This is a genomic window from Pseudomonas pohangensis (assembly GCF_900105995.1).
Classification (GTDB): Bacteria; Pseudomonadota; Gammaproteobacteria; order Pseudomonadales; family Pseudomonadaceae; genus Aquipseudomonas; species Aquipseudomonas pohangensis.
In genome coordinates, this window is sequence record NZ_LT629785.1 from 2,520,741 (window position 1) to 2,542,958 (window position 22,218).

The following is a 22,218-nucleotide window of genomic DNA, read 5'->3' on the forward strand; positions in this document are numbered from 1 at the left end:
CGCATTAAGCGCCCCGAGTGATGAAAGAAGACAGCTTTTAGATGGCTTTCAGCGTGCCCTTGGGCAGCGCTGCGATAACTGCAGCTTTCTGGATCTTCAGCTCAACGGTATCGGAGACATCCAGCACGATGAAATCATCGCTGACCTTGGCAATCTTGCCGGCGATCCCGCCTACGGTCACCACCTCATCACCCTTCTGCAGACTGCCGAGCAGGTTTTTCTTCTCTTTTGCCTGCTTGGCCTGTGGGCGCCAGATCATCAGATAGAAAATAACCAGAAAGCCGACCAGAAAGATCCACTCAAAGCCGGTACCGGCAGGACCGGCAGCGGCCGGGGCAGCGTCTGCATAGGCAGCAGAGATGAAAAAACTCATTGCATTACTCCAGTCAAATAGTAATTAAAAACAAGCAGTTGTCATTGAATCGGCGGTGTCGGCAAACCACGCTTGGCGTAGAAGGCATCAACGAAGCTGGCCAATGTACCCTGTTGAATTGCCTCACGCAAACCAGCCATCAGGCGCTGATAGTGGCGCAAGTTGTGGATGGTATTGAGCATGCTGCCGAGCATTTCGCCGCACTTGTCCAGATGGTGCAGATAGGCGCGGGAGAAGTTCTGGCAGGTATAACAGTCACAGCCGGAATCCAGCGGCGACTCATCCTTCTTGTGGGCGGCATTGCGGATTTTCAAGACCCCGCTTTCGACAAACAGGTGCCCGTTACGCGCGTTGCGGGTCGGCATCACGCAATCGAACATGTCGATGCCGCGCCGCACGCCTTCCACCAGGTCTTCCGGCTTGCCTACGCCCATCAGGTAACGCGGTTTGTCGGCCGGCAAGTGACCGGGCAGATAGTCGAGCACCTTGATCATCTCTTCCTTCGGCTCGCCAACCGACAGCCCGCCAATCGCCAGACCGTCGAAGCCGATCTCGTTCAATCCTTCCAGCGAGCGCAGGCGCAACTCTTCATGCATACCGCCCTGCACAATGCCGAACAGCGCCGACGGGTTGTCACCATGGGCAATCTTCGAGCGCCTGGCCCAGCGCAGCGACAGCTCCATCGAACGGCGCGCCGTTTCCAGATCCGCCGGATAGGGTGTGCACTCGTCAAAAATCATCACGATGTCCGAGCCCAGCGCACGCTGCACCGCCATCGACTCTTCCGGGCCCATGAACACCTTGGCACCGTCCACCGGCGAGGCAAAGGTCACGCCCGCCTCCTTGATCTTGCGCATGGCGCCGAGGCTGAACACCTGGAAGCCGCCGGAGTCGGTCAGGATCGGCCCCTTCCACTGCATGAAATCATGCAGATCGCCGTGCTGGCGAATCACCTCGGTGCCCGGGCGCAGCCACAGGTGAAAGGTATTGCCGAGAATGATCTGCGCGCCAATCGCCTCGATATCCCGCGGCAACATGCCCTTGACCGTGCCGTAAGTCCCCACGGGCATGAAAGCCGGGGTTTCCACCACGCCGCGCGGAAAACTCAGGCGGCCGCGCCGGGCCTTGCCATCGGTAGCCAGCAATTCGAAGTTCATGAAACTCATAATCAGTCCTGCGGCCCCGTGGCCTGTGGGTTACGGGTGAGAAACATCGCATCACCATAACTGAAGAAGCGGTATTGCTGTTCAACAGCCGCCGCATAAGCCGCCATGATCTGCGGATAGCCCGAAAATGCCGAGACCAGCATCAACAGGGTGGATTCCGGCAGATGGAAGTTGGTCACCAGAGCATCGACTACGCGGAAGCGGTAGCCGGGGAAAATAAAGATGTCGGTATCGCCGCAATACGCCTGCAACTCACCCGAGCGTGCCGCCGTCTCCAGCGAGCGCACGCTGGTGGTACCCACAGCTACCACGCGACCACCGCGCGCCTTGCAGGCCGCCACCGCATCCACCACCGCCTGACTGACTTCCAGCCACTCGGAATGCATGTGGTGATCCTCGATCCGCTCGACCCGCACCGGCTGGAAAGTGCCGGCGCCGACATGCAGGGTCACAAAGGCCGTCTCAACGCCCTTGGCGCGGAGGCTGTCGAGCATCGGCTGATCAAAATGCAGGCCTGCCGTCGGCGCCGCCACGGCGCCGGACTTCTCGGCATAGACCGTCTGGTAACGCTCGCGATCTGCCGCTTCATCAGGCCGGTCTATATAAGGGGGCAGAGGCATATGGCCGACGCGCTCCAGCAGCGGCAGCACCTCTTCGGCAAAGCGCAGTTCGAACAGCGCATCCTGCCGCGCCAGCATCTGCGCCTCTCCGCCACCCTCTATATGTATCAAAGTGCCCGGTTTGGGCGACTTGCTGGAGCGCACATGGGCCAGAACCCGGTGCTGATCCAGCACCCGCTCGACCAGAATTTCCAGCTTGCCGCCGGAAGCCTTGTGGCCGAACAGCCGCGCAGGAATCACCCGGGTATTGTTGAATACCAGCAAATCGCCCGGGTTCAGATAATCGGGCAGGTCGGCAAACGCCTTGTGCCTGGCTGCAGACGCCGGGTCATCCAGCACCAGCAAACGGCTGCCACGCCGTTCAGCCAGCGGATGGCTGGCTATCAACGATTCAGGTAAATCAAAATGGAAGTCGGAAACACGCATTTCGGAGGGTCGTCTTGCAGGGCCGGCGATATTACCGGAAATGCCGCCCGGAGGCCACGCGGCCCGTTGACCGAGGCACAAGCTCTCCCTATACTTCGCGCCCATTGTGCCCCGGTGGCGGAATCGGTAGACGCGGCGGATTCAAAATCCGTTTTCGAAAGGAGTGGGAGTTCGAGTCTCCCCCGGGGCACCATTTACAATCCAGCGCATGCTTCAACATGCAGCGGAAACCCAGACAAACCGGCCCATGTGGCCGGTTTTTTGTTTCTGGATGCCCAGCTATATTCCTGCATATACCTTGTATCCCTGTATCCCCGCTTGTATCCTTCGACTAATCGCTGATTTAGGGATACAAAATGAAGCGTGCCGATATTAAACGTCGCCCGATGACTGACACCACGCTGGCTGCGCTTGAGCCAGATTCCGTGGAGTATCGCGAGCGCGATGATGGCCAAGGGCTGTATTTCAGGGTCAAGCCAGACGGTAACAAGTCATGGCAGCTTCGATACAAGAACCGTGAAGGTAAATGGCTGTGGCACGGCCTGGGTGGTTACCCAGAGGTCAGCGGCACCATGGCCCGCGAGAAAGCCGCAGCTTGTCGCACGGAAATCAGCAAGGGCATCTCCCCTGCCGACAAGAAAGCCGCCACAAAGACAGCAACAGTAGCAGCCGAAACGAAAACCTTCCGGATCGTGGCAGAACAGTGGTTCGAATTCAAACAAAGCAAAGGCTTGGCGGAGAGCAGCCTGCACAAGATTCGGTCCTATCTGGACAAAGACATACTTCCTGCGCTCGGCGACAAGCAACTCGACCACATTACCCGCGAGGATTGCCGAGAGCTTCAGCAAAGCCTCGAAGCTCGATCCGCACACAATGTGGCTGAAAAGTGCAGGTCCTGGCTCAATCAGATATTTGGCTGGGCCATTGGATGCGGACTTACTGAAAACGATCCTGCCAGCCGGCTGACTGATATTGCCGCAGCGGCACCGCCTACGAAGCAATTCCCTCACCTGCTGGAGCATGAGTTACCTGACTTTCTTCGTGCGCTCCGGGTCAGCACCAGCAGGACGCCAACAAAAACTGCCGTATGGCTAATACTGTGGACAGCATCGAGACCAGGAAACATTCGCGAGGCTGAGTGGGCCGAGTTCGATCTAGAGGCGGGCCTGTGGACTATCCCCGGCCCAAAAATGAAAGTGAAGGGCCGCAGTGCGCATGTCGTGCCACTTCCCAGGCAAGCCGTTGACGCATTACAAAACCTGCACCGGATGACTGGGCGTGGACGCTATCTGTTCCCAGGGAATGGCTCAGTCAATCCGTTTATGAGCGATGGCGCGATAAACAAGGCGATAGCTCTTGTTGGCTTTAAAGGACGCCTGGTCGGGCATGGGTCACGCCATACAGCCCGGACGCTGTTAGCCGAACACGAATGGAAGGTGGACTTCCGCAAGGAGCAAACGGCACACGCCAAGCAGGGCATGGAAGGTGTATACGACAAAGCGCAATACCTGCCTCAGCGCCGAGCCATGATGCAGTGGTATGCCGACTACTTGGACTGCCTCGCCGATGGCATGACGCAAGCCCAGCGTGCTGAGTTTGACAGCAGGGTAAACGTGGTAGGTCCATCGAAATGAAGATCAACCACCCACTTGGTCACTCGAACTATTCAGGATAATTTCGCCCCTGGAGGGCGTTGTAATGGAAAAAATTTACCCGTTTCTAGATTGGCTGACCACCCGTGAAGCCTTGAACTGGCTTAAAAACCTGACCAATACACAAGTTACCGAGAGTCAACTTTTATCGTCTTGCATGGCAAAGCAATGCGACGTCTATATGTATGTAAGTGGCGTCCGAGGCTGGACGGAAGCTATCGGCGATGAACAAGAAGTTGTCGGGGATGGCTTCAATAAGGTTCTCAACGCTGATCAGGTTATCGACCACGACTTCCCTGAAGATCTGGATTTCTGTTTTGAAGGCCAAGTATATGTGGCTGACAGTTATGGCAATGGCCCATTTAATGTGGTCTGGAGAGGACTAGTGCCAGGAAGCTCAGTCCAGGGAAGATTTAAGCCTTCCGACATTCAAGCCCTTGCCGCGAAAATGAATGAAGCGCACAACCCGCTAAGCACCGCCGTTCTCAGCAAACCTGAAGAATTCAAAGCAGGGAAAAAATTTTCTGAAGCAGAGGTAGCAAGACTGTCGCAAGCACTGGATGACGAATGCTACTCAAGAGACATTGTTGAAGGCGGCGCAGCAAAAGAGGAACAAAAGCAGCAACCCGAAGCCTCTACCTGCGGCCTGACCTTCCCCTATGCCACAAGAGAGCTAGCAGTCATGCTCGCTGCGGCAAGAAAGTACTGGGCCGACTACACATCAGATAAGCGACAACCAACACAGAAGGAAATTGGTTTAGATATTGGTGAGAGTCTAGGACTACCCAGGCAATCAAGTGGCGACCCAGCCCGCAAAGCAATAATTCTTGCCGCTGCCATCAAGCCTGACACTATTCCTGACTCCTGACAGTTCTAGGTGACAGCTTCAGCGGTCACCATGTCACCCCTAGCGGTCACCCATATCAACCGGCTTAGCCTTGCTCCAACTTAACCGGGAGCATCAAACGCCATGAAAACTGAAACAGCCGCAACACTCGCCAATCCACTTGAACTAATCACCATCAGTGAGACATGCAGGGGACTGCGCCTGTCTCGCTCTGGCTTGGATAAGCTACGCGTAAAAGACCTCACCTTTCCAAAACCCTGGAAGGACGGAACTGACCGACAAGCCCGCGTGTACTTCGTGCGTGCCGAGGTTGAGGCATGGCTACTCGCCAAGCTCGACGCGAGAGCGGTGGTCTGACATGAAAAAACTAACCCCATCTGACAACCCACTTGTAGTGTCCACCAACGACGACCTGTTTGTTGATACCACCACAATCTCTCAACTCTTCGAGCGCCCGCACAAAAACGTACTGCGCTCGCTGGCCAATCTTGTCGAGGCTGGAGCAATCTCGCGGCTCACTATTGAGCCGCGAGATTACATTGACTCGCGAGGCAAGACGCAGCCCTGCTATCGGCTTTCAGAGCGTGATGCGCTGCTACTGATGCCATTCATTGGCGGTAACCGCTCAATAGAGGGCCAAGCCAAACTGGTCGATGCCTTTATGGAGCAACAGAAAGAACTTCTCCGTCTCGCCCGGCACAAGGCAGACCCCCTCCGACTACTGGAGCATCAGGACAAGTGCGCCGCCTCCCGGCTGATGTGTGAAGCATTACAGCAGGCACGAGCTGCTGCCGGGAAGTCAACCGAAGCACACCACTACCGCACGGAAGGATTGCTCTGTAATTGGCTGCTGACAGGAAGTTTCTCTCCAGTTGACGATAACGAACTAAGCACCATCGAACTGCGCAAGCTCAAGAAAATACGCCGCCAAAATACGACACTGATCATCGGCGGTTATACCTACCCACAACGCAAAGGTTTACTACGCCAGACCTTCCCGCCTGAGCGAGCGATAGACTAATGGCCGCGACCTATGTGAAGTCCAAAGGCCGTAAAGCGGCCGGTACCTTCTCGAGGTTTCTGCACGTTGTCGAAGATCACCCTGACTTTCTCAGCTTGTCCGGTAGCGCACTCAAGGTGATTCACTGGCTAGTACGGCAGTACAACGGCAAAAACAACGGCAACCTGTCCGCAACGATAACGCAGCTAAAACATCGCGGCATTGCATCGACTGCGACACTTACAAAAGCGCTTGATGAACTGCAAGCCAAGAACCTGATAGTCCGCACTCGCGAAGGGCGCTTCCTCAACCCTGGGGGGCGCTGCGCTCTTTATGCTGTCACTTGGTTCGCTATTGATGAGTGTCGCGGGGCTGACTTGGAGGTCAACGCTACTCGCGCGCCACTTCGCAGTTTCGCCGCTAAAAGAACAGAGCGCCCGCTTCAACTTGTGAAGTCGGTCGATTCACTTAATGAAGCAAGCGAGGCCGGAAATGATCTTAAATCGGCCTGAAACACCCCCGAAGCCCGCCCGCCTTGCTTCAACTATTGAACCGATACAGGGGGTACACCCGCTTCAGAAAGTGAAGTCCTTTATATATATACCAATGCTTGCCGCTGTTCCTGATGCACCAAGCAACTGGTCAGTCAGCCATAACTAGGCTCAAAAAATGACTTCGCAGCCACTTTGGTCGCAGCCGGCCCTTTCAAATTACCAAATGATTTCGATAAAACCTGGGGGCGCACATGGGCGGCTGGGGTAGCGGACGAAGAAGCAGCAACTACACCACTGAAGACATGCGTTCGTTGGATGTTCGCCGGCTTCAGCGCGATGGTTTATTGAAGCAGGGGCTGTCCTGCACATTGATCTGGTCGCGACATGGCCAAAAAACCGGCGCTATCCAGATACGCACGAATGGCAACAGCCTCTCGCTTACTTACCAAACCCAGCGTAGCGGCGGCGAAGCACGACAGATGGACTACCCCGTCGCGCTAGAGTGGACGCAATGCACCTATGGTGGCGAGCGCGTATGGTTTCGTTGTCCAGCTCAAGGGTGCGGACGACGTGTAGCCATTCTCTACGGCGGATCAGTCTTTGCCTGCAGGCATTGCCACCGGCTAGCCTACTCCAGCCAACGAGACCGCTTTCCTGACAGGCATGCGCTGCGAGCTGACAGAGTCCGTAAGAAGCTCGGCTGGGAGCTGGGGAAGTTCACTATCAGTCACGACAAACCCAAGGGTATGCACTGGAAAACCTTCAATCGCCTGACGGCAGAGCATCATCGGCATTCGGTTGCATCCCTGCTAGCCATGGAGGAGTTCTGTGAAATATTCGAGCAGAAACTGGCCAAAATCGAAGGTCGATGAAGCAATTTGGCAGCATTGAAAACCAGACTTACCAAGATGCTGCGCTTTAACCGACAATAAGGTCCTGCGCCGCCCAATTCATCGGGCATCACATGTTTGAGGAAGACTGACCATGCAATGGATCGCCCCCTCCGAGAAAGATACCGCCAACTCTGGCTTGGAAAAACGCCTGTGGGATGCTGCCGATCAGCTGCGTGCCAACTCCGGGTTGAAGGCCCAGGAGTATTCCGGCCCGATCCTTGGTCTGATCTTCCTGCGCTTTGCCGAGGTGCGTTTTGCCCTGCGCCGTGCCGAGCTGGAAAGCCTGCTGGTCTCGGCGCGCCGTGGCAGCCGGGTGGACGAGCCGGACGCCTACCACGCCGCCGGCACGCTGTACCTCAGCCCTGAAGCGCGCTTCGACTACCTGCTCAACCTGCCCGAGGCGGAGAACATCGGCGGCGAAGTCAACGCCGCCATGCGCCTGATCGAACAGCACAACCCAAAACTCGCAGGCGTGCTGCCAAAGACTTACAACCTGTTCACCAGCACCCTGCTCAAGGAGCTGCTGAAAAAGATTTCCGAGATACCCGCCACACTGGAGTACGACGCTTTCGGCCGCATCTACGAATACTTCCTTGGTGAGTTCGCCATGAGCGAAGGCCAGGGCGGCGGCGAGTTCTACACCCCGAGCAGCATCGTGCGCCTGCTGACGGAAGTGATTGAACCCTTCCATGGCCGCATTCTCGACCCGGCCTGTGGCTCCGGCGGCATGTTCGTGCAGTCGGCGCGATTTGTTGCCGAACACCAGCAGAACCCGGCTGCCGAACTGGCCATTTGCGGTGTGGAAAAGACCGATGAAACCGGCCGCTTGTGCCGTCTCAACCTAGCGGTACACGGCCTTGAAGGCCAGATAAGCCACGGCGGCAACGTCAACAGCTACTACGACGACCCGCACAACGCCGTCGGCCAGTTCGACTTTGTACTGGCCAATCCACCGTTCAACGTCAATGCGGTGGACAAGGGACGCTTGGGCGATATGGTTGGCCCCGGCCGCCGCTTCCCCTTCGGCATGCCGCGTACTGACAACGGCAACTACCTGTGGATTCAGCTGTTCTATTCGTCACTGAACAAACAAGGCCGTGCCGGCTTCGTTATGGCCAACTCGGCCTCCGATGCCCGCTCTTCCGAGCAGGAGCTGCGCCAGCAGCTGATTCAAGCGCGGGCAGTGGACGTGATGGTCGCCGTCGGTACCAATATGTTCTATACCGTCACCCTGCCCGTGACCCTGTGGTTCCTCGACAAGGGAAAGGCCAACACCCCGCGTGCCGATACCGTACTGTTTATCGACGCCCGCCATATCTACCGGCAGATCGACCGCGCCCACCGCGACTGGACGCCGGCGCAGATCGGCTTTATCGCAAATGTCGTGCGCCTGTATCGCGGCGAAGCTCTTGATCTTACCCATGGCGGTGCGGAGGCAGAAACCCAGCTCAAGGCCGTATTTGGTGAACAGCTCGCATATGCCGACGTGCTGGGCCTGTGCAAGACCGCCACGCTTGCCGAGATCGAAGCCCAGGGCTGGTCACTCAATCCCGGCCGATATGTCGGCGTAGCGCCCGGCGAGGATGTCAGCGACGAGGACTTCAAGGAACAGCTGGAAACCCTGAATGAGGAACTGGAAGTGCTGAATGCACAGGCGCGGGAACTGGAACAGACCATTGCTGCGAATGTGGCCGGGATTCTGGGGGCGTGAGGATGGAAACGTGGCCGTTAATGCGCATGGATTCACTATGCGAGATCACCTCAAGTAAGCGCATCTTCGCGGCAGACTATGTTTCCGAAGGTGTACCTTTTTTTCGTGGACGTGAAATCACTGAAAAGTACAAAGGCAACCTCGAAGTCTCAACGGAGCTTTTCATCACCGAAAATAAATTCCAAGAGATTGAGCGCAAGTTTGGCGCACCGAAGCAAGGAGACTTGTTACTGACATCTGTCGGAACCCTTGGCTCCGTTTATGTCGTAAAAGCAGGTGACCGTTTTTACTTCAAAGATGGAAATCTGACTTGGTTTCGCAACTTCAAGGGTCTCAATAGCCAATTTTTGTATTACTGGATAGGCTCGCCTCAAGGCAAAGCAGAGCTTCAGAAATGCACAATTGGGTCTTCACAATCAGCATTCACAATAGTGCTGTTGAAGGGCATGGAGATCGAACTCCCCCCACTCCCCATCCAGCAAAGCATCGCAGACATTCTGTCAGCCTACGACGAACTGATCGAAAACAGCCAGCGGCGCATCAAAATTCTGGAGTCGATGGCCCGAGCCCTCTACCGCGAATGGTTCGTCCACTTCCGCTTCCCCGGCCACGAGCTGCACCCCCGAGTTACTTCCTCCCTCGGCGAGATTCCGAAGGGATGGGAGGTGCGCGCGGTGAAGGACGTGTCTACCGTGACCTATGGTTTTCCGTTTCAGTCGAAGAAATTCACGACCGATCGAATTGGTACTCCCGTCATCCGCATACGTGACATCTTGGAAGGCTCCATTAACACGTTCACCGACGAAGATGCCGCACCGAAGTACCACATCAAGAACGGGAACATTCTCGTTGGTATGGATGGCGACTTTCACATGTGCATCTGGTCGAGCGGCCATGCTTTCCAAAACCAACGGGTGGCAAAGTTCGAATCAAATGGCGAAATTTCTAACTACCACCTCTTCCTCGCCTTGGAGTTGCCGATTCAGACTTGGAACAAATCAATCGTCGGAACGACAGTCGCGCATCTTGGCGACATGCACATCAAAACGATTCAGATTGTCTGGCCTCCTGAGAATATTTTGCTAAAAGCGCGAGAAATTCTTGAGCCTATGTCTGAGCAAGTAATCGTTTTGAAGCGGCAAATCCAAAACCTCCGCCACACCCGCGACCTGCTGCTGCCGCGCCTGCTTTCAGGCCAAATCGACGTTTCCAATCTGCCGGAACCGGATGCCTCATGAATGCTCAAGACCTGCCGCTTACTCAATTACTCGACGGTGCAAAGCAGTTCATTGTGCCGATCTTCCAGCGTGACTACTCCTGGGGTACCAAGCACTGCCAGCAGCTCTGGAAAGACATCCTGCGGGCTGGCGACGACCCCAATCTTCGGGCGCACTTCCTAGGCTCCGTCGTCTACATTGCGGCTGAAGACAACCAGGCTGCCATCCCCCGCTGGCTGGTAATAGACGGGCAGCAACGACTGACGACTGTCACGCTGTTGCTTACTGCCCTGCGTGACCACTTGAAAGCCGCGCCTGCTGACGACGAAGCCTTGCCGTCGCCGGAAGAAGTCGAGGACCGCTTTCTGCGCAATCGCCACGGCAAGGGTGAGCGCAAGAACAAACTCATGCTACGGCGTGCCGACAACGACGCTCTGACCACCCTTATGTCTGGACAGACGCTTGCCGGTGACGCCGCCGAGGCGGTACGAGAAAACTACGCATTCTTCCGTGAGCGCTTGACTGATACTGATGTGGGCCAGGTATACGCCGGCATTGCGAAGCTCGTCATCGTGGATGTCAGCCTCACGCGCGGACACGATGACCCTCAGATGATCTTCGAGAGCCTCAACTCGACGGGGCTGGACCTGACAGAAGCCGACCTGATCCGCAACTTCGTCCTGATGCGCCTGGACGACGAGCTGCAAACCCGGCTGTATGAAGAATACTGGCGCCCAATCGAGGTCTCATTCGGTAACAGGTATCGCAGCGAGTTCGACAAGTTCTGCCGCGACTTTCTGGTCATCAAGCTCAAACCGAGCAACCAGTTGCGGGCCGATGCGATCTACCACCACTTTCGCGATTACTTCCATGCTGAAACAGCCAGTCGATCGGTCGAAGACGTGCTGATCGAGTTGCGACGCTTCGCCAGTTACTACGTGCGGTTCAGCCTTAGCCATGAAACCGATCCCGTCTTCGTTCATGCCGCACACCGCCTGCGCACCCTGGTCGAGGTCGCTTCACCCCTGATGCTGCGCCTGTACGACTGCCACGACCGGACGGGGCAGTTCGACAGCAGCGCCTTCCGGGAAGCTATCGAACTGCTCGAAAGCTATGTGTTTCGTCGCTCTGCGTGTGACATGCAGACTCGTAGCCTTTACCAAATATTCGCCAGCATTGCCTACAAGGTCAAAGACAGTGAACCACTTCAGAGCCTGAAGGTAGCGCTGTACCGGAGCGGCAAGAAGCGCCGGTTCCCTTCCGATATCGAGTTTCGAGACGCATTGGAGACCCGCGACGCCTATGCGATGCGCTCCTGCGCCTACCTGCTTGATCGGCTCGAAAATGACAGCAAGGAAAAGATCGACACCGGCTCGTTCACGATCGAGCATGTACTGCCACAGAACGAACACCTTTCGTCCTCTTGGCGAGAGATGCTTGGTGACGATTGGAAACTTACTCAGGAAACCTGGCTGCACCGTTTAGGTAACCTCACGCTGACGGGGTATAACTCCGAATACAGTGATCGGCCCTTCCCCGAGAAGAAGACGATGCCGAAGGGCTTCAATGACAGCCCCTTGCGTCTCAACCGGTTCATCCGCGAGCAAGACCAATGGACCTCCGCTGAAATTGAAGCCCGAGGCAAGACGCTGGCAAAGCAGGCCGTTAGCGTCTGGCCAGGGTTGGTGGTCGATATGAATGCCGTGCGTCAGACCGAGATGGAAGAGCGTCGCGCTGCGGCGGCTCCATACAGCATCGATACGGTTGGCTTCGACCCGGAGAGCCGCGTACTGTTCGAAGACATCCGCCCGCGCATCCTCGCGCTGGGCGAAGACGTGATCGAGCTTTGTGGTGCCAAGAGCGTCGTTTATCGCGTCTACGACCACTTCTTGGAAGTGTTGCCCCGTGCGAAGTACATCCTGCTGCTGGCGAACATCAACTTTGACGAAACGGACGACCCATCTGGCCTCGCACGCGATGCCTCCGACTTCGCGTTCATTACCAATGCCAGCGAATCTGGTGACGTAACCTTCTCTCTCAAGGATGCCTCGCAGGTTCAGGTAGCGATGCACATCATCCAGCAAGCCTATGAGAGGGTGACGGAATAGCCATGTCCCTCCCTTCGGGACTGAGCAGGAAAGATGCAGGACTGAGCTAGTTTTCCGAGCATGTACTAATTTCTACTAATCTTGTTATTCTTTAGTAGAGTTTTGACTTGCCCGGCAGCTCCTGCCCTAGCCCAACATGCAGGTATTTGAACCAGAATGCGCCTCCCGGAATCCCCTCCTGATGTGTCTAATATCCTGCCTAGAGGAGGGCCGGTGCGGTTCTTGGAGTTGCTGAAAAACGCCAACCCACTACCGAACGGTCGCTACTTGCATTGGGATGAGTTGCGTCGTCGCCCAGCGCCAGCAGGGATGACCCACGAGGAGTGGTGGCTTACCGTGAGCATACCGCGCTCCAGCCTTCGACAAACACTGCCGCTGCTGGACAAGACCGGCCAGCCATTTGTATTTGCCTTACCCGCTCCGCTGCTGATCGACCTGCATCATATCGACCGCGATGCCGCCGGACGAATCCGCTCATCCAGCGCTACCCCGCCCACTGAGGACTCACAGCGCTACCTGATCGGTTCGCTGATCGAAGAAGCCATCACCTCCAGCCAGCTTGAGGGGGCCGCAACCACCCGCAAGGTCGCTGCCGCCATGCTGCGCAGCGGACGCAAGCCGCATGATCAGCATGAACAGATGATCTTCAACAACTTCCGCGCCATGGAGCATCTGCGTTCCATGCGCGATGTGCGGTTGACGCCGGAGCATGTGCTGGAACTGCACCGCATACTGACCGAGGACACCCTGGATGATCCACTGGACGCCGGGCGGCTTAGGCTCAGCGACGAAGTGCAAGTGATCGATACGCGCGACAATACTGTGCTGCATGACCCGCCCAGCCACACTGAACTGGCGGAGCGCCTGCAACGTCTGTGTGACTTCGCCAATGCCGATGAGGACTCCGAACCATTCGTTCACCCGGTACTGCGCGCCATCCTGCTGCACTTCATGATCGGCTACGACCACCCCTTCGCCGATGGCAACGGCCGCACCGCACGCGCGCTGTTCTACTGGTCGATGGCCCGCAGTGGCTATTGGTTGATGGAGTACACCTCGATCAGCCACATCCTGCGTAAAGCACCGGCGCGCTATATGAAGGCGTACCTGTACACAGAGACCGACAGCAACGACACCACCTACTTTCTGCTGCATCAGCTCAAGACCATGCGTAAGGCGATTGCTGCGCTGCATGAGTATGTCGAGCGTAAATCGCAGGAGCAAAAGGACACCGAACGCTTGCTGGCAGCCTCTTCAAGCCTGCGCGGGCGCTTCAATCACCGCCAGGTGGCGCTGCTGACACATGCCTTGCGCAATACCGGCGAAGCCTACCGGGTGGACGCCCATCAGCGCTCGCACAACGTGGTCTACCAAACCGCGCGCAATGACCTGCTCGATCTGGAAGGGCTGGGGCTGCTGGAAAAAACCAAGCAGGGCAATGCCTTCCTGTTCTTTGCGCCGGCTAACCTGCGTGAACGGCTACTCAATCTGTCCAGGACGACCCCATGAGTCCATCTGCCTACACGGAAGATCAACTGGTAGAACAACCCGCCATCGGGCTGTTTGATGATCTCGGCTGGCAGACGATGTCGGCAATGGAAGAAAGCTTCGGTGCGAGCGGCACTCTGGGACGCGAAACCAGGGGCGAAGTGGTTCTGTCGGTTCGCCTGCGCAACGCACTGTGCAAGCTCAACCCCAGCCTGCCAGCAGAAGCCATCACATCGGCCATTGATGAACTGATCCGCGACCGGTCGGCCATGCTTCTGGAAGCGGCCAACCGCGAGATTTATCAGCTGCTCAAGGAAGGCATCACTGTTTCCGTGCCTGACCGTGAACACGACGGGCAGAAGATTGAGCGTTTGCGTGTAGTGGACTGGGAGCAGCCGCTGAACAACGACTTCCTGTTGGTAAGTCAGTTCAGCGTCACCGGCGCGCTCTATACCTGCCGGCCCGACTTGGTGGGCTTCGTCAACGGCCTGCCGTGGCTGGTCATCGAACTGAAGAAGCCCGGCGTACCGGCACGCGCCGCCTTCGACGAAAACCTGACCCACTACAAACAGCAGATTCCGGCGCTGTTCTGCTACAACGGGCTGATGATCGCCTCCAATGGCACAGACAGCCTGGTCGGCTCACTGACTGCGGATTGGGAGCGTTGGGTCAGGTGGAAGCGCATCGAGCGCGAAGACGAGCCGCGCCGGGTATCGCTGGAAGTGATGCTGCGCGGCACCTGTGAACCGACCCGCCTGCTCGATCTGGTGGAAAACTTCACCCTGTTCTCCGAACACAAGGCCGGACTGATCAAGATCATCGGCCAGAACCACCAGTTCCTCGGCGTGAACAACGCCATTGCCTCGATGCTCGAAGCCCGCAAGCTGGGCCACGGTCGCGGCGGCGTGTTCTGGCAGACCCAGGGCAGCGGCAAGAGCTTCTCGATGGTGTTCTTCGCGCAGAAGATACTGCGCAAGCTGGTCGGCAACTGGACGTTCGTGGTCGTGACTGACCGGGTGGAGCTGGACGAACAGATTGCCAAGACCTTCAAGACCACCGGCGCCGTCAGCGAGGCAGAAGGCGATGAATGTCATGCGGCCAGCGGCGCACACCTGCGTGAGCTGTTACGTGGCAACCACCGCTATGTGTTTACCCTGGTACACAAGTTCCAGACGCCAGAGCTGCTCTGCGACCGCTCTGATGTGATCGTGCTGACCGACGAAGCGCATCGCAGCCAGTACGACACATTGGCGCTGAATATGCGTGCAGCGCTGCCCAAGGCGATGTTCCTGGCCTTTACCGGCACCCCCCTGATTGCCGGAGAAGAGCGCACCAAGGAAGTGTTCGGCGATTACGTCTCGATCTACGACTTCCAGCAGTCCATCGAAGACGGCGCCACCGTGCCGCTGTTCTACGAGAACCGCACGCCAGAATTGCAGCTGACCAACCCCGATCTCAACGAAGACATCTATCGCCTGATCGAGGATGCAGAACTCGACCCGGAGCAGGAAGCCAAACTGGAACGCGATCTGGCCCGCCAGTACCACTTGCTGACCCGCGATGACCGGCTGGAGACAGTAGCGCAGGACATCGTGCGGCATTTCCTCGGGCGGGGCTTCGTCGGCAAGGCCATGGTGGTGTCCATCGACAAAGCCACCGCGCTGCGTATGTACGACAAGGTAAAACACTACTGGGCGGCTGAAACCCTGCAAGTGCAAAAGGAGCTTGGCGACCTGGCCATACTGCCGTTCGGCAGCGAGCGCTCAGCCGAGCAGGCACAACGGGATGTACGCAAGGCCGAGCTGAAGCAACGCCTGGACGTGCTGACCAGCACCGACATGGCAGTCATCGTTTCGCCTGGGCAGAACGAAATACAGCAGATGAAAACGCTGGGGCTGGACATCGAAGCGCACCGCAAGCGCATGAATGAATCAAACCCCGGACTCGATGAGCGGTTCAAGGACACAGAAGACCCGCTTCGCCTGGTCTTCGTCTGCGCCATGTGGCTGACCGGCTTTGATGCGCCGAGCTGCTCGACGGTGTATCTCGACAAGCCGATGCGTAACCACACGCTGATGCAGGCCATAGCCCGCGCCAACCGTGTGTTCCCCGGCAAGCACAGCGGTGTGATTGTCGATTACGCCAATGTCTTCGCCTCACTGGAAAAGGCACTGGCCATCTATCGCCGCGGCAAGGGTGACAACAACCCAGTCAAAGACAAGCAGCAACTGGCCACAGACCTGCGCCAGACAGTGGCTGATGCAACAGCCTTCTGCGCTGCCCATGGCGTGATGTTGGAAGAGATAGAAGCTACCCCCGCAGGTGGATTGCAGCGTTTGCAGTGTATTGAAGATGGAATGAATGCATTGATATCGCCTGACCAACTACGTCGAGACTTTTTTGCCCATGACCGGCTCGTCAGCACTCTCTACCGCGCAGTGAAGCCTGACCCCTCTGCTCTGGAGTTCGCCAGTCGCGTTGCCTGTATCGCGACGCTGGCCGAGTGCATCCGTACCCGATTAAATCCGAATCCACCCGACATCTCGCAAGTGATGAATAGCATCAACGGAATACTGGATGACTCCATCACCGGCCATGGGATTAGTGAGAAAGGGCCACCTGCGATGGATCTATCAAAGATCAACTTCGAGGCAATGGCGCAAGGCTTCAAGGTATCTAAACACAAGAACACCGACCTTGAAATACTAAAGGCGGCGATTCGCTCCAAGCTGGAAGACATGATCAAGCTGAACCACACCCGTGCTGACTTCGCCGTGAAATTTGAAACGCTTATTGAGCGCTACAATGCTGGCAGTCGCAGCATTGAAGAGCTTTATCAGGATATGTTGCACATGAGCAACAGCTTGAATGTGGAACAGAAACGGCACGTCCGTGAGAACTTGAGCGAGGAAGAACTGGTCATCTTCGACATCCTCACCCGCCCTGCCCCCGAACTAAGCCCGGCCGAACGCGCCGAAGTAAAGAAAGCCGCCCGCGAACTGCTGAAACGCCTCAAAGAGTTACTAGTGATCGACTGGCGCCAGAAATCCACAGCGCGCTCGCAGCTGAAGATGACTATTGAAGAAACGCTCGACCTGGGTTTGCCACGCGCATATACGCCGGAAACCTACAACGAGAAGTGTTCAGCCGTATTTGAGCATGTGTATGAGAGTTATCCCGAGCGGAATACCGGGGTGTATGCATCGGCGCATTAACCAGAACATGCCTCTTCATGCAGGCGAGCGGCTTACACCTTGGTTCAGCATTCTTTGCTCGCTAATAAACACGCGCAAACCTGATGCCTTCCGTAATACAAGATACGGCGTGCTATAAGGGCTGATGTAAACTTCATCGCCTGGTCATCTTGCATCAGAACCGTGAATACGATCCTCCTGTTGCATTACCCACTCCCTGTCCTCGTCTGAAATAATTGCACGAATATTCCCTACTTCGTCCTCATAAAGAACAGTCGTTACACATAAGGGATCTTGAGGAATGACTTGCCGAATTTGTGTGCAACCCTCCCCAGAGAAACTCGGCATAGGGGGTAGCTCTTGTTCAAGGTTCTGAAAGATACTTTCGAAAAGCCCTGCAGATGGCATGAAAACCGCGTCGAGGGGAGCCAAACCTGACACAGAGCCGACACCTATATGATCTACAACGAATCTATCAGGCAGTTTGTATCGCTTAGCAGTGGCATAGTCAGTTGCAGCTAAGGATTTCAGAATATCGAGCTTCTGACTTTCAGTCCCAGAGGCTTTGTAAACCTTTCCAGCCAACCCATATATGAAACCTGTCGATCCATCAAAGATGGCCCAGAGGTTTACGATTAATTCTTCATTCATTAAGGGTCTCGTTCTTACTTAGTTGGTAACCACAAGCGATGCCTGAGTTGCTCTGGGTTTCCTGAACACTTCCCTGTTCAGATCACAGGTTGATGATGCCTATCGTGCCTGGGCAGTGCAGTCCGAACTGGATCAACACCATCGCCCCATATAACAGGTATCGGAGGTTGCTGACACAGTAGCTTAGCGAGTATTAGCTGGAGACGAGCATGCTGACATGACTTGTCGGTTCAATTGCAGAAGTAGCGAATACTGTGACCATAAACCGACACTGGTACGCAGCCGAGTACGCACCCCTACGCGTGCGCGAAAGCGTGGTTTAGCTCTGACATGCGGGAAGCGGCACAGGGAGGAATCTTTCAGTGATCCTGCTGAAAGATATCCAACACCGTTCATTCAAACACCCCTAAATATTTGGCTGCCAAACAGATGGCGCTGATCGATGTCGCTAAGGCGCAATCGTAAAGCTGATTCATTGCCTTACCTTGATCCACATGGATACGTCTCACCCGATTACAATGTAACTTAATCTGCGTTACATTGTGCGTATGAATTGTTAGTGAGAGACGATGATGAGAACAGCAACGCTGAATTTACGCATTGACCCCGTTCTGAAAGAGGCCGTGCGTATTGCCGCCATGAAAGACCATCGCAGCATCGCCAACCTGGTCGAAATTCTGATCCGCCAGCACTGCGAGAAGGTTGGTATCTCAATACCTGATCAGGCTGAACTCTTTGTAGGAGAAGCAGGCGATGAATGAAAACGCCCTGAAGCTGCTTTTGGAAGCCAGTGCAATCAAAGCTATTCTGGTCATGGCTCAGGGGAGCTTGTTCCACGTCGAAGTAAAGACCGCAGGTGGAAGCAAGGTTCTGGTCACAGGGCGCGGAGATGTAAGACATTGGCGATCGATTGACGCCTGCGCAAAGTGGCTACGCAAAATCGGAATCGGGCATGCCACGATTCATATTGATCAGTGGCACCCCGATCAGAAGGCTCTTGAGCTAAACCGGAACGTCTCAACTGTATATTGAAGCTTTGCTGATCAACAGCATGGCAAAAGTTCGCGGTGCGTTCTGGTTAAAGAAGTCAGAAAATTACCAGCTGAAAGTTACAAGCCTTCACGCCAGGGAAGACCACCATGTCGATGCCAGTTGCTACTTATAAATGTTCCGCTTGTGATTTAAGCCGCTGGAGCTCAGGCACTTGGGGATACAGATACTACCTGCATGGTGAATCCAAGTTGCAAATGCATGTCGTGATGGGCTGGTGTAAAACCTGTAATGACCTGCAGGCGATCGAAGTGCTGCCTGACGCTGAAGGTGAGCTAAAACTCAAAATAAAACTAGAAGCACTGCAAGCAGAGCTGGCAAAAGTGCTAGCCGCTACGCCGCCTGCAAAAAGTTGGTGGCCGTTTCGTGCGAAAAAAATCAGCTCTCAAGCAAATCTTGAGTACGAGATCAGGGCTGCGGAAGAACAAATAATGGAATACCGATTGTGCCGCACGGCACTCTCGACAAGAACCGGTAAACCGCGTTGCCTGCGTTGCGAGTCGGAAGACTGTATTGCACTGCCTGAGCATGCCGTTGACTACTTCGCCGCTGAGGATGTCCCCGTGCCGATTGGCTTTATGCATCCTGGATGTGGCGGGCAGCTGACAGTGGCTTATGAAGGTACTCGTCTAAGCGTACAACTGACGGAAAAGGCTTATGACCTGGAAGGGCATCTACTTGATGAAGTTAAACCACGATCGTCCTAGTCAATTCATGTGGGGCTTAGCAGGGAAACAACATGAACGACCTATCTGAACTGGATGCGGCAAAAGCATACGCAAAAGCTTGGAATCAACTCGACGCTGAGAGTCTGGTTGATTTAATCAGCGACGAGGCCTGTTATGCCTCGCAGTGGGTACTGGATGAACTGGAAGGCAAGCAGGCTGTGCTGGATCACTTGCGCAGGAAGATGCGTGCAGTCGCAGCAAGCTCAATCACTGACTCTGGCAACAGGCCATTTGCCGAGCTTGTTATTACCCAACTAGGCGAGCCGGGCAGAAATGCTGTTGGTCTGACGGTACCCGGTAGTGACCAGCTTGACTGCATGGTCCTGCTGGGCGTTTCAGAGTCAAAGATCAATCGCATAGATATTTGCATGATTGAGCTATATGCACCGAAACAGTCAGGCAATTATCCAGGCAGATCTTCTGCAGAGTGAACCACATCCTTGAAATCAATCAGCCAAGGTAGGCTTGTTGAAACAAGCCCCATTCAAGATTTTTGAGGCCCTGAACGCAAATGGACATAGAGACACTTTTCCTTGATTACATCGAGAAAAATCTGGATGCGATCAAAGACGCCCGAGATTACGAAACATTGAAGCGGCGTGTGTATGAAGCAAAAGTATGGGCTGAAGAGCAGTACGCAACAATCATCCAGCAGCCGAGCAAGCCATGAAGAAATTCTTTCTGATCTTCCTGATTACCGCACCCGTTAACGCAGAGGAATACCCGCCTCAAGTCGTGACGCCGCCAGCCAGAAGCACCAGCTATTACAGTAGTGACGGATACACATATGGCAGCGACGGCAGTGCTGCTATCCAGTCTGGAAATACAACCTATATTGCGCCGCCAGTATCATCCGGTACCGGAGGGACGACGTACATGCAGTCAGGCAATACAACCTATGGCAGTGACGGAAGCGTGACCGTAAAAGGTGCTGGCATAACGAACTATTACGCGCCATCCGGGAGCGAGTAATCCAGCAGATGGATTAAGCCGGCAGCGCATACGACGAGAGCGGCACTCATGCGCCCCCTGTTGACGAGAGGGTAAAGAATGGCGACCTGCTTTATCTCGACCAAAAAGAAAGCCCCGCATTCAGTGAACGATCCGGGCTGCGATTGCCCGGTGAAGTTCGCCAATTACGAGGCTACAAGAACAGGGTATTAACGGAAGCTGATCTTGTCAATTAACGCAAGTCAGATACAGGCGATACACGGTACAGCGTGAACGCGACTGCTGAACAGCGTGAAACTATGCACAAGCTGGGCATGCTTCCGGCCGAAATTGATCCGCGTTGCCACCTGATTTACAACCTCCACGGCCAGCTTACTGAAGTCGCTGAACAACCGTATATAGAACTAGTCTCGACTTTAGCAAGTACTCAGAGCAGTGTTCGTACGAATCAGTAGTTGGTACGAAATCAGATACGGCCGCCCCTGCGCGCTAAGCAACCTATGCGTACCGGTCAATCGTGATTACCTTCCCGAGCAGTACGCATGAGGCAGGTCAAATTAGCTGAGCATTAATATGACCGTAAAAGTATCAGCGGCGACTGCATCTAACTGAGTATGAGTGTCTCACCGAGACTCATACTCAGCCAGTCTAAAAGCAGTACAGCAAACGCCATCTTGTATCCCAGCGTGTATCCTTTTTAAATAAAATAGCTGTAAGGCCCATTCTAGACACAAGCACGAGTCTCCCCCGGGCACCATATTTACAGTGTTACAAGCACTACCGAAAGCGCTTGAAACACCTGAAAACCGGCCAGTTACGCCGGTTTTTTTGTGCCTGCGCCAAGTTCTGACAAAAAAGCCGACCTCTGAAGATCAGCTTTTCTGTTTCAGGCCTGGCCTAGCCGCACTTGCTTTCGCCGCAGTTGAGGCAGGTCAGGCAGCCGTCCATCTGGATCATTGCCTTGGTGTGACACTTGCCGCATAGCTGGGCACCTTCCGGGTAGGCGCTGCTGCTGTCATCGCACTCGGGATCGACGGTCTTTTGCGGCTGCTTGGCTTGCACGTACTCGGTGCGCTTCTGGTCCAGATAAGCCTGCTGATGCTCGTCCACACCATCCTTGAGCAGGCCAATCTTGCGCATGTGCTCTTCCAGCACATCACCGATCTCGGCCACCAGCGACGGCATCCAGCGACCGCCACGCTTCATGTAGCCGCCCTTGGGATCGAACACGCTGTGCAGCTCTTCGACCAGGAAGGTGCTGTCGCCGCCCTTGCGGAACACCGCCGAGATAATCAGGGTCAGGGCAGAAATCCACTGGTAATGCTCCATGTTCTTCGAGTTGATGAAGATCTCGAAGGGACGGCGAATTTCGTGGTTGCTGCCGGGATTGAGCACGACGTCATTGATGGTGACGTAGAGCGCGTGTTCGGAATGCGGATTCTTGATTTTATAAGTAGCACCTTCCAGGTTTGCCGGACGCTTGAGCTTCTCGTGCATTTCCTCGATGGGCGCGATGGCCGCCTGCAATTCTGGCGGCGCCTGCACATTTGCATCGGCCTTGGCCACTTCGTAGTCGACGATTTTGCTGCTGATCTTGATAGCCATGATTTTTTCCTGATCTCGTGTGACAGGCCTTGGCGGCGCGCTTG

22 protein-coding genes and 1 tRNA gene are annotated in these 22,218 nt (G+C 55.5%); 18 read left to right on the top strand and 5 right to left on the bottom strand.

The features are described from left to right. Positions 1-37: 37 nt before the first annotated feature. Genes yajC through queA form a run of 3 tightly spaced genes read right to left on the bottom strand, consistent with a single transcriptional unit; the run spans position 38 to position 2,585 of the window. Positions 38-373, bottom strand: coding sequence for a preprotein translocase subunit YajC (gene yajC, locus BLT89_RS11890; RefSeq protein WP_090195538.1), 336 nt, complete (start codon positions 371-373; stop codon positions 38-40). 41 nt (positions 374-414) lie between these two features. After that, positions 415-1,530: a tRNA guanosine(34) transglycosylase Tgt gene (gene tgt / locus BLT89_RS11895; RefSeq protein ID WP_090198983.1), complete on the bottom strand. Its 1,116-nt coding sequence runs from the start codon at positions 1,528-1,530 to the stop codon at positions 415-417. 11 nt (positions 1,531-1,541) lie between these two features. Next, complete coding sequence (gene queA, locus BLT89_RS11900) at positions 1,542-2,585, bottom strand: tRNA preQ1(34) S-adenosylmethionine ribosyltransferase-isomerase QueA (protein WP_090195542.1); 1,044 nt, start codon at positions 2,583-2,585, stop codon at positions 1,542-1,544. A gap of 108 nt (positions 2,586-2,693) precedes the next feature. On the opposite strand from queA, the gene BLT89_RS11905 reads away from it, so the two are divergent. From BLT89_RS11905 to BLT89_RS11960, 12 genes are all read left to right on the top strand, one after another. Next, positions 2,694-2,778: transfer RNA gene (locus BLT89_RS11905), tRNA-Leu, on the top strand. Positions 2,779-2,941: 163 nt separating this feature from the next. Continuing rightward, on the top strand, positions 2,942-4,219 hold the full coding sequence (locus BLT89_RS11910; protein WP_090195544.1) for a tyrosine-type recombinase/integrase: 1,278 nt from the start codon (positions 2,942-2,944) through the stop codon (positions 4,217-4,219). Between the two features lie 64 nt (positions 4,220-4,283). After that, positions 4,284-5,105, top strand: a complete 822-nt coding sequence (locus BLT89_RS11915) for a hypothetical protein (protein WP_090195547.1) — start codon at positions 4,284-4,286, stop codon at positions 5,103-5,105. 102 nt (positions 5,106-5,207) lie between these two features. Next, the gene (locus BLT89_RS11920; RefSeq protein ID WP_231975015.1) at positions 5,208-5,441 is read left to right on the top strand and encodes a helix-turn-helix transcriptional regulator; all 234 of its coding nucleotides are present in this window, start codon (positions 5,208-5,210) and stop codon (positions 5,439-5,441) included. 1 nt (position 5,442) lies between these two features. Further along, positions 5,443-6,105: a Rha family transcriptional regulator gene (locus BLT89_RS11925; protein ID WP_090195550.1), complete on the top strand. Its 663-nt coding sequence runs from the start codon at positions 5,443-5,445 to the stop codon at positions 6,103-6,105. Then, on the top strand, positions 6,105-6,596 hold the full coding sequence (locus BLT89_RS11930; protein ID WP_090195554.1) for a hypothetical protein: 492 nt from the start codon (positions 6,105-6,107) through the stop codon (positions 6,594-6,596). Before BLT89_RS11925 ends, BLT89_RS11930 begins: the two co-directional genes overlap by 1 nt. Positions 6,597-6,829: 233 nt before the next feature. Beyond that, positions 6,830-7,450 carry a hypothetical protein gene (locus BLT89_RS11935; RefSeq protein ID WP_197673505.1) on the top strand — a complete coding sequence of 207 codons (621 nt, stop codon included), beginning with the start codon at positions 6,830-6,832 and terminating at the stop codon, positions 7,448-7,450. A gap of 112 nt (positions 7,451-7,562) precedes the next feature. Next, the gene (locus BLT89_RS11940) at positions 7,563-9,182 is read left to right on the top strand and encodes a type I restriction-modification system subunit M (RefSeq protein WP_090195557.1); all 1,620 of its coding nucleotides are present in this window, start codon (positions 7,563-7,565) and stop codon (positions 9,180-9,182) included. A gap of 2 nt (positions 9,183-9,184) precedes the next feature. Then, complete coding sequence (locus BLT89_RS17685; RefSeq protein WP_157718858.1) at positions 9,185-10,420, top strand: restriction endonuclease subunit S; 1,236 nt, start codon at positions 9,185-9,187, stop codon at positions 10,418-10,420. Further along, positions 10,417-12,507 (top strand): DUF262 and DUF1524 domain-containing protein, encoded by a 2,091-nt coding sequence (locus BLT89_RS11950; RefSeq protein WP_090195559.1) that lies wholly within the window; start codon positions 10,417-10,419, stop codon positions 12,505-12,507. The genes BLT89_RS17685 and BLT89_RS11950 overlap by 4 nt, the downstream gene beginning before the upstream one ends. 213 nt (positions 12,508-12,720) lie before the next feature. Further along, complete coding sequence (locus BLT89_RS11955; RefSeq protein ID WP_197673507.1) at positions 12,721-14,016, top strand: Fic family protein; 1,296 nt, start codon at positions 12,721-12,723, stop codon at positions 14,014-14,016. Beyond that, a complete protein-coding gene (locus BLT89_RS11960; RefSeq protein ID WP_090195565.1) occupies positions 14,013-17,210 on the top strand; it encodes a type I restriction endonuclease subunit R in 3,198 nt (1,065 codons plus the stop codon). The genes BLT89_RS11955 and BLT89_RS11960 overlap by 4 nt, the downstream gene beginning before the upstream one ends. Before the next feature lie 144 nt (positions 17,211-17,354). Here BLT89_RS11960 and BLT89_RS11965 read toward each other — a convergent pair whose 3' ends face one another. Continuing rightward, positions 17,355-17,840, bottom strand: a complete 486-nt coding sequence (locus tag BLT89_RS11965) for a hypothetical protein (RefSeq protein ID WP_090195568.1) — start codon at positions 17,838-17,840, stop codon at positions 17,355-17,357. 569 nt (positions 17,841-18,409) lie between these two features. Here BLT89_RS11965 and BLT89_RS11970 point away from each other — a divergent pair. From BLT89_RS11970 to BLT89_RS17695, 6 genes are all read left to right on the top strand, one after another. After that, a complete protein-coding gene (locus tag BLT89_RS11970; protein ID WP_090195571.1) occupies positions 18,410-18,601 on the top strand; it encodes a hypothetical protein in 192 nt (63 codons plus the stop codon). Continuing rightward, complete coding sequence (locus BLT89_RS11975) at positions 18,594-18,872, top strand: hypothetical protein (protein WP_090195574.1); 279 nt, start codon at positions 18,594-18,596, stop codon at positions 18,870-18,872. Before BLT89_RS11970 ends, BLT89_RS11975 begins: the two co-directional genes overlap by 8 nt. Positions 18,873-18,979: 107 nt before the next feature. Beyond that, entirely contained in the window at positions 18,980-19,597 is a 618-nt protein-coding gene (locus BLT89_RS11980) for a hypothetical protein (protein ID WP_157718859.1), read from the top strand. A gap of 32 nt (positions 19,598-19,629) precedes the next feature. Next, positions 19,630-20,049 (top strand): nuclear transport factor 2-like protein, encoded by a 420-nt coding sequence (locus BLT89_RS11985; RefSeq protein WP_090195579.1) that lies wholly within the window; start codon positions 19,630-19,632, stop codon positions 20,047-20,049. An 80-nt stretch (positions 20,050-20,129) separates the two neighbouring features. Further along, positions 20,130-20,288, top strand: a complete 159-nt coding sequence (locus BLT89_RS17690) for a hypothetical protein (protein WP_157718860.1) — start codon at positions 20,130-20,132, stop codon at positions 20,286-20,288. Further along, the gene (locus BLT89_RS17695; protein ID WP_157718861.1) at positions 20,285-20,590 is read left to right on the top strand and encodes a hypothetical protein; all 306 of its coding nucleotides are present in this window, start codon (positions 20,285-20,287) and stop codon (positions 20,588-20,590) included. The genes BLT89_RS17690 and BLT89_RS17695 overlap by 4 nt, the downstream gene beginning before the upstream one ends. A gap of 876 nt (positions 20,591-21,466) precedes the next feature. On the opposite strand, the gene BLT89_RS11995 is transcribed toward BLT89_RS17695, so the two are convergent. Continuing rightward, positions 21,467-22,174 carry a TSCPD domain-containing protein gene (locus BLT89_RS11995; protein ID WP_090195585.1) on the bottom strand — a complete coding sequence of 236 codons (708 nt, stop codon included), beginning with the start codon at positions 22,172-22,174 and terminating at the stop codon, positions 21,467-21,469. Positions 22,175-22,218: the final 44 nt, after the last annotated feature.